This is a genomic window from Syntrophomonas sp. UBA5494, assembly GCF_002426325.1.
The window spans coordinates 8,241-18,885 of record NZ_DIPG01000121.1; the positions used below are offsets into that span (position 1 = coordinate 8,241).

General features: G+C 44.5%; 10 protein-coding genes. 2 read left to right on the top strand and 8 right to left on the bottom strand.

All coding sequences use genetic code 11. The features are described 5' to 3' along the window. From B3W37_RS13260 to B3W37_RS13270, 3 genes are all read right to left on the bottom strand, one after another. The coding region (locus B3W37_RS13260) for an ABC transporter permease subunit (RefSeq protein ID WP_483176109.1) at positions 1-818 on the bottom strand (818 nt) is incomplete at its 3' end. Then, the gene (locus tag B3W37_RS13265; protein WP_483170983.1) at positions 805-2,391 is read right to left on the bottom strand and encodes a sugar ABC transporter ATP-binding protein; all 1,587 of its coding nucleotides are present in this window, start codon (positions 2,389-2,391) and stop codon (positions 805-807) included. The genes B3W37_RS13260 and B3W37_RS13265, both read right to left, overlap by 14 nt. A gap of 113 nt (positions 2,392-2,504) precedes the next feature. Further along, positions 2,505-3,650, bottom strand: a complete 1,146-nt coding sequence (locus B3W37_RS13270) for a DUF3798 domain-containing protein (protein ID WP_483176110.1) — start codon at positions 3,648-3,650, stop codon at positions 2,505-2,507. 558 nt (positions 3,651-4,208) lie between these two features. Between B3W37_RS13270 and B3W37_RS13275 the strand changes: the two genes are divergently transcribed. Beyond that, entirely contained in the window at positions 4,209-4,286 is a 78-nt protein-coding gene (locus B3W37_RS13275) for a hypothetical protein (RefSeq protein ID WP_483171020.1), read from the top strand. Between the two features lie 9 nt (positions 4,287-4,295). Here the strand turns inward: B3W37_RS13275 and B3W37_RS13280 are convergent, their stop codons facing one another. From B3W37_RS13280 to B3W37_RS13290, 3 genes are all read right to left on the bottom strand, one after another. After that, entirely contained in the window at positions 4,296-5,195 is a 900-nt protein-coding gene (locus B3W37_RS13280) for an RluA family pseudouridine synthase (protein ID WP_483170981.1), read from the bottom strand. A 158-nt stretch (positions 5,196-5,353) separates the two neighbouring features. Continuing rightward, a complete protein-coding gene (locus B3W37_RS13285) occupies positions 5,354-5,968 on the bottom strand; it encodes a Fic/DOC family protein (RefSeq protein WP_483176113.1) in 615 nt (204 codons plus the stop codon). A gap of 21 nt (positions 5,969-5,989) precedes the next feature. Continuing rightward, positions 5,990-6,187, bottom strand: coding sequence for an antitoxin VbhA family protein (locus B3W37_RS13290; protein ID WP_483176111.1), 198 nt, complete (start codon positions 6,185-6,187; stop codon positions 5,990-5,992). A gap of 535 nt (positions 6,188-6,722) precedes the next feature. Here B3W37_RS13290 and B3W37_RS13295 point away from each other — a divergent pair. After that, entirely contained in the window at positions 6,723-7,223 is a 501-nt protein-coding gene (locus B3W37_RS13295; RefSeq protein ID WP_481043188.1) for a DUF5662 family protein, read from the top strand. A gap of 72 nt (positions 7,224-7,295) precedes the next feature. Here the strand turns inward: B3W37_RS13295 and B3W37_RS13300 are convergent, their stop codons facing one another. After that, positions 7,296-8,969 (bottom strand): EAL domain-containing protein, encoded by a 1,674-nt coding sequence (locus B3W37_RS13300; RefSeq protein ID WP_483170980.1) that lies wholly within the window; start codon positions 8,967-8,969, stop codon positions 7,296-7,298. Positions 8,970-8,977: 8 nt separating this feature from the next. Beyond that, on the bottom strand, positions 8,978-10,645 hold a 1,668-nt coding region (locus B3W37_RS13305), incomplete at its 5' end, for a methyl-accepting chemotaxis protein (RefSeq protein ID WP_483176112.1).

The following is a 10,645-nucleotide window of genomic DNA, read 5'->3' on the forward strand; positions in this document are numbered from 1 at the left end:
GCTATGGCAGGGAAAGCCATCGACAGGGGTTCGTCGTAAAGCTGTATAAAACCATAGCTCTGGGCATAAACACAAATGCCAAAACCGGCGATAACAGTGGAAATAATGATGGCGATCAGACGGGTTTGGGCAATATTTATCCCCGATAACCTGGCGAATGATTCGTTTTCTCCCACGGCAATCGCAGCACGACCGGCTTTGGTCAAAAAGAACAGATACAAAAACACACAGACGAGCGCATAAAAGGCCAAGAGTCCGCAAGGTATTTCTATGCCGCTGACGGTTATAACCCCCAGGTCATCCAAAACATGATTAAAATAGTTTTCCAGACTAATTCTGGGTCTCAAGCCCTGACCGCCGATGGGATAAAGCATTTCCCGGTTTTTAAAGGGAACCAGGGTCCAAAAATAGTTCATCAAAGGTATAAAGGAAAAGCCGATGAATATGCCGGCGATTTCCTCCCGGCCCTTGACCCGGTTCAGGATCAAACCATAGATCCAGCCCAGGAGCATACAAAAAACCAGGCTGAACAGCAAGGCCATGCAAAAACCATAAAACCCGGTCATCCTGAAATTAACCGCCAGGCACATCCCCAGCAACCCGCCGATAATACCTACCGGCAGGCCGAAATTCATCCCCGCCCCCACATTCAGCATGGGTATGAGGGAAAGCACCAGGACCCCGTTCATCACCAGCTTGACTATGGATTGGTTCAGCAAAGCTGTCAAGTCCATCCGCAAGGCAGAAGCTATAACCACCAAAAGCAATAAAAAAAGGGAAATAATGATCTGCGGCGGCTTCAGCTTATAATGGCTCATATTCCGCACCTTCTTCACCGGACAAAGCCAGCCCGAACTCCACATCGGATGAATCAGAGGATAAGATTTTAAAGATTTTCCCCTCCACCATAACCGCAATCCGGTCGCATACCCGTTTCAATTCATCCAATTCACTCGACATGATAACGATGGTAGTATTTCTGGTGCGGTTGATCTCAATCAGCATATTCAGTATTTTTTCTTTGGCGGCGATATCGATGCCCCTGGTCGGCTCGGCCACAAACAATAATTGCGGATCGACGGTCAGGGCCCTGGCAACACAGACCTTCTGCTGGTTGCCGCCGCTCAGCTCTTTTACCTTTTGTTTAACCGAGCTGCACTTAATGTCAAAATCCTCGATCATTTTATTAACGTGCGACCGGCTTTTGTGGCGGTCGATAAATCCTAAAAAAGAACCGCAAGATTCCCTGATGAACATATTTTTCACCTGGTTGCCGGTAAAAACAATGTTGTGCTCCACTGACTGGTCGGCCATGATACCCAGCTCTTGTCTGTCATCGGGCAGTAAATACATGCCGTTCATGATATTCCCCCTGGCCTCCATCCTGGCTATTTTCTCATCTCGGTAAGACACTTCTCCATTTACCGGGTACATTCCCATCATTCCGTAACCCAATGCCAGTTTCCCATGGCCTGACAGGCTGGTTATACCCAATATTTCGCCCTCATACACATCGAGATCCAGGTCTCTGATGGCTTCGCCGGGCATTTCTACCGCAAACCGTTTAAATGTGATAATAGTTTTATTGCCAATCTCTCTTTTTTTTGCCGCTGCTTTTTCCACTAAATGTCCAATCATGTCCTTGGCCAGATTGTTTATCGAGATGCTTCCTTTTTCATACTGGGCCACAAGCCGGCCATCCCGCAAAACGCTGACTCTATCGCAGACATGCTGTATTTCTTCCAGGCGGTGAGAAATAAATAATATTCCGATATCACGGTCGGACATTTCCTTTAAGATCCCGATCAATTTCAAACCATCGCTGCCGCTAAGCACAGCTGTCGGCTCATCCAATATCAGCAGTTTCAAATCAGTGCGGTGGATTTCCCGGGCAATCTCCACAAATTGTTTCAGATTGCTGGTAAGATCAATGACTTTCAACCCCACATTCAGATCGATCCCCAGTTTGTTCAGGGTTCGCTGGGCGCCGGCATCATCTTTCTTGCGGTCGATAAAAGAAAAGGACTGGCCAAACAGCCGCTTGGTGAAGGGCATGGTATTTTCACGACCCAGCTTGATATTCTCCGCTACTGTCATATCAGGAATCAAGGCGAATTCCTGGTGGATCATTCCGATCCCCTGTTGGATCGCATGGCCGCAATTTTTGAAAGCTGCTCTTTTACCACAAAAATAAATCTCGCCTTCATATCCGCCGCTTGCCTCTATAATCGGATTACCGAACAAGATGTTCATCAGGGTCGTCTTACCGGAGCCGTTGGCCCCCACCAGGCCGTGTATTTCACCGGCCGGTATGGACAGATTGATATCGCTCAAAGCCGGAATCCCATTATAGCTTTTATTCAGATGTTTAATCTCCAGCATGTTTGTCATTGTTATCCCATGTGCATTGATAATTTTTCAGTGAGCATCAAGGCCGATATGGAAAAAGAACACAGGCTGTCGTTATAAAATATACGACAGCCTGCATTTTTTTCAATTCGCGCTTAATAGAGAATGGTCTTCATAATCATTACAAAGTAATTAGGATACTCCGCGCCGTCTTCCGTGGCTTTAAACTTGCTGAAACTCACTTCGCTGCCGGCGACTTCTTTGGCGTATTGGTTCAGAGCATCAACATCTTTGTAATTAAAGTTGGGCTCTTCTATCATTTTCTTAGCCAGTTCAACTCCGAACTCCGGCATGAATACCGTTGCCGGCATGGGCCATCCGCCCAGTCTGCCTGTCATTCCGGCAGCAGCGGCTTTTTCCGATATCATACCGTTTACTTTAGCGAAATCCCAGGCATCTTCCTCCGAAATCTGCAAGCCTAAAACGGTTGGGTAGGCCTGAAGAGGAGTCGGGCAGCATTGCTCCACGACCATAAATTTTAATTTGAAGGCTTCGTCAATGATCACATCGTACATGGGACAATTTGAACCAAATATAACGGTATCCGGTCCATATTTGTCGATCTGCCGGGGAACATCTTCCCGCAGGAATTGCAGCATGGGCCCGGTTCCATCCCCGGTCTGGGGATCAGGAGTGACCACCTCGACCCACTGCATCCCCAGTTCTTTACATGTCTTCTCCATGGAATCTTTCCTCTGGGAAATCACTTCTTTAGCTAAATGAGTGGGGAATGAATAGTGAATCATCGTTTTGGCACCCATTTCGTGCCCTTTTTGCGCAATAGCAACGCCTCTCCTCACCCAGTCGGTGTCAAGGTTGACATCCACGTACTTGGACATCAAGGCCGGGTCATCCCAGATGGGAGCAGTCATGGTTATGATCTCAGGCCTTTTCTCTTCCACCTTCTGCAGGGCCGGCAGTAATCCGGCCTGCCCGGATATCACAATGATGGCTTTCATTTTGGGATCATCGGCCAGTGAGGTGATCTGGCTCAATCCGGTTTCAATCTCGGTGGAGAAATTCTCTGGCAAGGTAATGTGTTTGACTATATCGGGGTATTTTTTGGCCATCATATCGGCAGCCCTGAACTCATCTTCGCTGGTGGATAATGTTGGAGTAACCACGCCGATTTTGTAATCGTTTGTTTGTTCTTTAACAGTTGTAGTGCTTGTATTGCTACAACCCGCCACCAAAGTGGCCATTATTAGAATCATTAATAACAAAGATATGTATTTTTTCAATTCTTTTCCCTCCCCAATGCTTCCTTTGAACGGCTACTTATATTTACTAAACCGCTATTTGTATTCATACCCCCTAATATCAATGTATAACGATTTGCTTCCAAATTTTTCGACATGATTATTTATGCTATGTTTTTGCTACTATTTCCATCACATTATATATTAGCAAATTTTATCTGTCTAATTACTTGCAGTTATACTTTATTAAGAGCTATTTAACCTGCGGGCTTTTTGGTGCTTGAATTGAACCGAGGATATATAATGATAGCAAGGGGGGGATGTACATGATATGCCAGGTTTGCCAACAGACCGCGACCCTAAAATGCCAGGGATGCGGAATGCCGTTGTGTAATGACTGTTGCTTTTATGACTTGTTTGGTCACGGCTGCGGATGTGTAGTTCCCGTTTATATGTGCCATAAATGTATAAATGACCCGCTGGAAAACCCCTATACAACAGGAGATATGTCTTTCAAGCTGCCTGGATAGTATGCCATTTTATTAGCATACTATCCGGCCTTGACGTCTTGGCGCCGCTATGCAGAAATAATATCTTTGCCTGGAAACAGATTATTCGCAGGCAGACACGGGACAGATAAATACCAGGATCAATGCCTTTTTAGAAATCCTGGCCTAGTCTATGACTCTATCGAAACAAGCTGGTAAATTTCTTGGGCACTTCAGTTTCGAAGCGCATCACCCGCCCGGATACGGGGTGTTTGAAGGCTAATATATGGGCATGCAATCCCAGCCGCCCGATAGGGTTGGTTGTAGAGCCATATTTTTTGTCACCAATGATGCTATGTCCCATATCTTTCAAATGAACCCGTATCTGATTCTTTCTCCCCGTCTCCAGCCGGATTTCCAACAGTGAGTATTTGGCATTGGTTTGCAGTACTCTATAATGGGTGACGGCTTCCAGTCCATCCCCTTCCCTGCCGCTGGAGTACATCAGCTTTGTCTTAGTTTCTTTTAACCAGGATTTTATAGTGCCTTGCTTATCACTGATCCCGCCCTCCACGACTGCAACATAGGCTCTATCGATCACAATTTCTTTCCATGAATCCTGCAACACATGCTTAATGCTTTCATTTCTGGCAAACATCATGACTCCGGAGGTATCCCGGTCCAAACGGTGAACAATGAAGATCCGCTCTTCCGGGTCAGCTTCACTTACATAGTCCCTTACTTGCCGATAGGCGGTGATCTCCTTTTCCTGGTCTGAAGCGATGGATAACAATCCGGCCGGCTTATCAATAACGATTATTTCCGAGTCTTGATATAGGATCTTTAAGCCTCTGTCCGACCCCTCATCCCTTATCAGCGACCAGTGAATCATTACTTCCTGCCCCACTTGCAGGAGATGGTTATAGCGAGAAATCACTTCTCCATCTACTTGAACCTGGCGGTGGGTTAATAGGGATTTAATATTGTTACGGGCTTGTGAAGGCATTTTTCCTATTAGAAACTCCATCAACTCCGCTGGCTCCGATACCTCCAATCGAGTTGGCGGTTTGCCTGGCTTTCCATGGCGGGAAGTCTTCATAGAGATCCTCCTCATTGTAATAGCAGTAAATCCATTATATAAAAATAAACCCGAGAGTCAAAACTCTCGGTCTTTCTTATCGTAGTGGTCCCGAAACCGGGGTCGAACCGGTACGGGGTTTGAGCCTCACGGGATTTTAAGTCCCGTGGGGCTCGCCGCTAGCTGTCTATTTTGTTGTCTATTTTAACAATGGTTTTGCGAATACACTGAACCAGTGGTTCTAATGTTAAATTAGCGGATCTTATCATCGCATCAAGAATAAGACCTGGCTCGGCTAATGACCAATCCACTCTATAACCGGCTTTCAGGCCTAGTTGTCGCATAAATTCCCTGATTGCCCTGCCGTTTCCTTCGCGGAATGGGTGGATCATATTTAATTCGGACAGATAATACGCAGCTCGGCGACAAAAATCTTCGGCATTTAAGCCTGTCAGATAGCGTTCTTCCTTTAGGCCCTTCAGGAGTGTGGTCAGGTTTTCATGGATATACTGGCTCTTACAGAAGAAGGTTTTTCCTTTCCACATATCTTCAACCCTGTATTTGCCAGCGAATGGATAGACGTCCTGAAAGATGTATTTATGAATGTTCTTAAGATGGCCAGGGCTAAATCGTCCTTTGACGGGATTCTCGAGTTCAAGCTCTGACAGCCGCTGGGCTGTAATTTCTCTCTCAAAAAGTTCCAGATTCCTTATATTTTTTATACCTTTTATTATTAATGAGAACTTCCGTACCCTCGTAACAATATATTGATTGTTTCCTATCCGTCCTGCTATAGCGAGAGAACTTACCTGTCATTACTTATCAAACTTCGAAGAGTGCCGTTTAATTATACTGGCAACCGCTTCTTCACTGCTAATTTTGCCATTCAGGTATTTTCTGGTGATTTTTGTAGATCTGGCGCTTAGCTGAATCCCTTCCACCTTCATAGTAGATTCAACGTTGGCCATTATACGCTTAACATTGGCTTGTTGATAAGGTTTCTTTTTAGGCATTAATAACACCTCCATTATTAATTATACCCGAGTTTACGTGGAAAAGAATTAAGACAGCCGGAAAGCAGGAATCGTCTTCGATCAAACTGAAGCAATTCCCAGAAAACCAAAAACCGGACTGTTAAGCCGGCAATTTTATCTTGATGGTCCCGAGACCGGGGCCGAACCGGTACGGGGTTTGAGCCCCGCGGGATTTTAAGTCCCGTGGGGCGGGCGGAGCTGAGCCCGGAAAAGCAACCGCAATCTAGGTAAGGGTGGTCTGTCTGGCAATAGTCTACTTAACCCTAAGCAGGAGGTAAGGGATAACAATTGCAGCATTTACTGGCCAGAGTATGCCGGCTTTGAAGGCAGGCAATATAATATTTGCTTACTCTTACAATTATTTTACATGGCCGGATATTTATATTTACCCAGGATCAATACTTCTATAACCATAATAGGCGAAAATATTATTAGTAGCTGAAACGTAAGCCGAGGACGCAGGCAATGCCGGAGGGAGGAGAAGTATACGAAATACCTGATTTTTTTTAATTATCTGGTTCGTCACAAATGGTATGTCTTTCTAGAGTGCTGCCGGTATGGCATTCCCTTTTTGGGGATATTGCACGATATCAGCAAATTCCTCCCCGGTGAGTTTATTGCCTACGCAAACTATTATCAGAATCAGGTTAGCGGCCAATACCGCGGAAGTCAGGCTCTCGAACCCACATTGGCATGGCTCAAACACCAAAAACGGAATCGCCATCACTGGCAGTGGTGGATTCTGCATGGAGATGACAATAGTCCCCGGGTTCTCCCCATGCCTGAAAAATATGTTAAAGAAATGGTTGCTGACTGGCGGGGGGCTGGTCTTGCTCAGGGTCAAGCCGATACCTTGGCCTGGTATCATGCCAATAAACACAAAATAATCCTGCACCCCGCTACACGGAGTCAGGTTGAACAATTGCTTTATAATAGCAGAATAACGGATTCCCTGGACAGGATCAACGAATCGGCAGCAGCAGTCAATTGCAGGTATTATTTCCAGGGTTTATAAATAAGTTTTGTGTTTTGCTGTTATTGCGGCTTAACTTTTTTGACTTTGATTTCTTTTTCCCCATCCGGAATGTTATCGTATTGGGCCGGATCTGGGACTTAACCCGAATTTGAGATCTTCCGCATTACCGCGCTGTAATACCATATTGGTAATCATTTGCGCCAAAAATACCAAGACCCTGTCTCCATGTTCAAACCCAAAATGATCGTTGAAGGCTTTAAAACTATCCAAATCAAAGTAGAGAATCATAAATTCACGTTCATTAGTACTTAATTCATTCATGATGCGCTGGGTTATACAGCGATTGCCTGGCAGTCCGGTAAGTGGATTTGAATCCTTGGCCTGCTCCACCAAAACCTGCGGGGTAATATACTGGTTATAGTCTACGATTTCCCCTACGTTCTTCTGGGAGGAATATGGATTACTTCGATTTTCTGTGTAACAAAGCTGTATCAGGCTGCGCACCGCCACTGGGATCTCAGATCGCATGGGGCCTGGCCGGGTTAGGAAAAATCCCTGTCCGAATTCACAACCGCTATTGCTGAGGGCTCTTAACTCTTCAAATGTTTCTATTCCTTCGGCGATAATATGAGCGTTTATTTTTGAACAAAAGTCTATAAATGTTTCCATCAGAGCCCTTTTAATAGGTATCTTGTCAATGTCTCTCACCAGTGACATGTCAATTTTTACAAACTCCGGATTCAATTCAGCGATGGCCTGCAAGCTGGAATAACCGGCTCCAGCGTCATCGATGGCAATCAAGAATCCCAAACTGCGATAATAGCGGATAGTTTCGCGGAGTTCATCAAAGTTTTTAATTTCACTTCTTTCAGTCAACTCCAAGACAACACTACTGAAATCAATCCCACTTTTACGAAGAACCTCCTGGATATGAGCCTGACGATAGTTAACCGGATTCAGAACGACTGGATTAATGTTTAGAAACAGATAATTCTTTCCTAAATCATTTACCGCCCTGGTAATGGCAAGGCTGTTGCACAATTCCTCTAATTCCAGTAAGCATTTGTATTTATCGGCAGCGGAAAAAAGCTGTTTGGGATATTCATAAATGGTTCCCTCCGGCCCTCTTGACAAAGCTTCATATCCCTTGATGTCGCCTGTCTTCAATGAGACAATCGGCTGGTAAACACTTCTGATCTGTTGCTTGTTAATGATTTTTCGCATCAATTGCCAGTCTGAATGCTCTTTAGCATTAATATAATGCTTGGCCGCGAAGGAGGCCTCTTTCTGAGCTTGATAAACCAATGATTCAACATGGGCGCCACGTCGGTTCTGAATATCCGTATATCCAATATGCAGACTAAGACGTTTATGCAGTTCCAGGGATTCGATGGAATGATTGAGTTCTTCTTCATAGTAAGCCTTCATATTGATGTACTCTTGCTCGTAGCTGACCAGGTCAGGAGCATCAACAAAGATTAGGAAATCGTCCCCTCCCAGGCTGCACACCCCGAATTTTTGCCGGGGTCCGCCAAAACACACCGGTAAGTCACGCAAAGTGTTCGCTACTTTTCCCAGCACTTTATCACAGATGTCGCGGCCATATAAAGTTTCTATAGATTTAAAGTTCTCAATATCCAGATAGATAAGACCTAATTTTGTTTTGCTCAACTGGTACTCGATAATAGGAAACATGGTAACCATAGTTGGCAAATCGGTCACCCTGTCATTGGTATGCGGAGTCTGGGTATGATTGGGCGTAAAATAATTTAATACATGATTCATCTGTCTAATTAGGCCGGCCATACTGCTCCTTCTTCCTCCGAATTATGGGAAGCCACAATTTCGAATGGCTCTTCATTCGATAATAGTTGTTCAGTTTCAATGGTGGAGACTGAAGTCGTAGAACAAATCTTAATAGAATTCATAAATTCTTGTAATATCTGAGCCAGTTCAGCTAATCTCGCAGAATGCTCAAGTGTAGAAGCGGCGTAACTTTTTTGCTTTAAGGCGGCTTGCGTCATTTCGGAAATTCTGTTGTCAATAGTTAGCGACTCGGCCAAGATGGTTTCCGCTTCATCGCTGACTCTAATGGCAAGTGATAGTATCGACTTGATTGATTCAGCTACATTTTCAATGCCATTTTTGTTTCTAATGATATGTTGGTTGATTTGTTCAAAAGTCTGTCCACAATATGCGGCAGCCTCTGAACTGCTTATTACCTCCCCATACATCTGTTTGTAGATATTTCTGAGATCGGAAAATTCTTGAACCACCAGACTGATTATTTTGGCTGTCTGTATAGAAAAGTTTTGTGTTTCCAAAGAAAATTGAGTTACTTCTTCAGCCACCACTGCAAAGGCTTTTCCATACGCCCCTGCCCGGGCAGCTTCTATGGTTGCATTTAAGGCCAGCATTTTTGTATTGCCGGCAATGCCTTCAATAGATGTGTTGATGGACAAAGTTTGCTGCAGTTTTTCTTCCAATCGTTCAAATGCTCTTTCAATTAGTTTGGCGGAATCACAGATTCCATCCATTTTTTCGATTACCTCACCTATCGAGTTTCGCCCCTGTTCAGACATGCTTAGTACATCCTGGCTAATCTCCACTGATGTAAGATTGCGATGATTAATTTCATGCGCCGATTCCTTTAAATCACTAATAAGCTGCCGGGTGGCTTCCACAGAATCCATTTGTTTCTTAACGTTTTTGCTGACTTGAAACATGGTGGCGGTGACATGATCTGATTCTTGTTTGAGTTTTTGTGCGGTGCCGTCCAGTTCGCAGCTGCTGTTTTGCAGGGTCTTAACGGTTGCATTGATTTGAGATAAAAAATGCTGCAATGATTTGCGCATGCTGTCAAAACTATGGCCCAATTTGGAAAGTTCAAGCGGTATGCCATTTTGAGGAATGTAGCTGTCAAGCTGTCCTGACTCAATGCTTTGAACTGCATCCATCATGTCGTTAATCGGCTTGGTAATACTAATGATAATCCTCCATGCGGCGGCACAAGCAAAAAGTAGCGCAATTAAACCAATCATGAACATCATATTTCGCAAATCATAAACCGGCTTCAAGTACTCGTCTTGAGAAAGGGCCAGGGCAATGAGTTCTTTTCTCTCCAAGGAAAAAGCATAGGCTATGGTATAACGCTTTTGCTGGTAATTGGTGTCCATCAAGCCCGTCTTATTGGCAAGCATCTGCTCTAATTCCAGGCTGCTGGCAGGAAATTCTGTTAAGCTGCCGTAGGCTTTAATTCTTTGTCCGTTATCTCCAACAATAAATTGGCTGAGACCATAATTGCGCTCCTGATAGTTTGATCTTTGGTTTCCTAAAAAATATGCAAGCTTATTGTCGAATTCTCGGGAATCGGTAGTGGCTTGTAAAATAGACATTTTTTCCACTACTCCAGAAACAGAATCACTTAAGTTCATTTCCATCATATTCAGTATGTGACGCTT

Coding starts and splice junctions, on each gene's coding strand:
- B3W37_RS13265 (WP_483170983.1), bottom strand. CDS start 2,391: ATGACAAACATGCTGGAGATTAAACATCTGAATAAAAGCTATAATGGG.
- B3W37_RS13300 (WP_483170980.1), bottom strand. CDS start 8,969: ATGAATCATGTATTAAATTATTTTACGCCCAATCATACCCAGACTCCG.
- B3W37_RS13280 (WP_483170981.1), bottom strand. CDS start 5,195: ATGAAGACTTCCCGCCATGGAAAGCCAGGCAAACCGCCAACTCGATTG.
- B3W37_RS13290 (WP_483176111.1), bottom strand. CDS start 6,187: ATGCCTAAAAAGAAACCTTATCAACAAGCCAATGTTAAGCGTATAATG.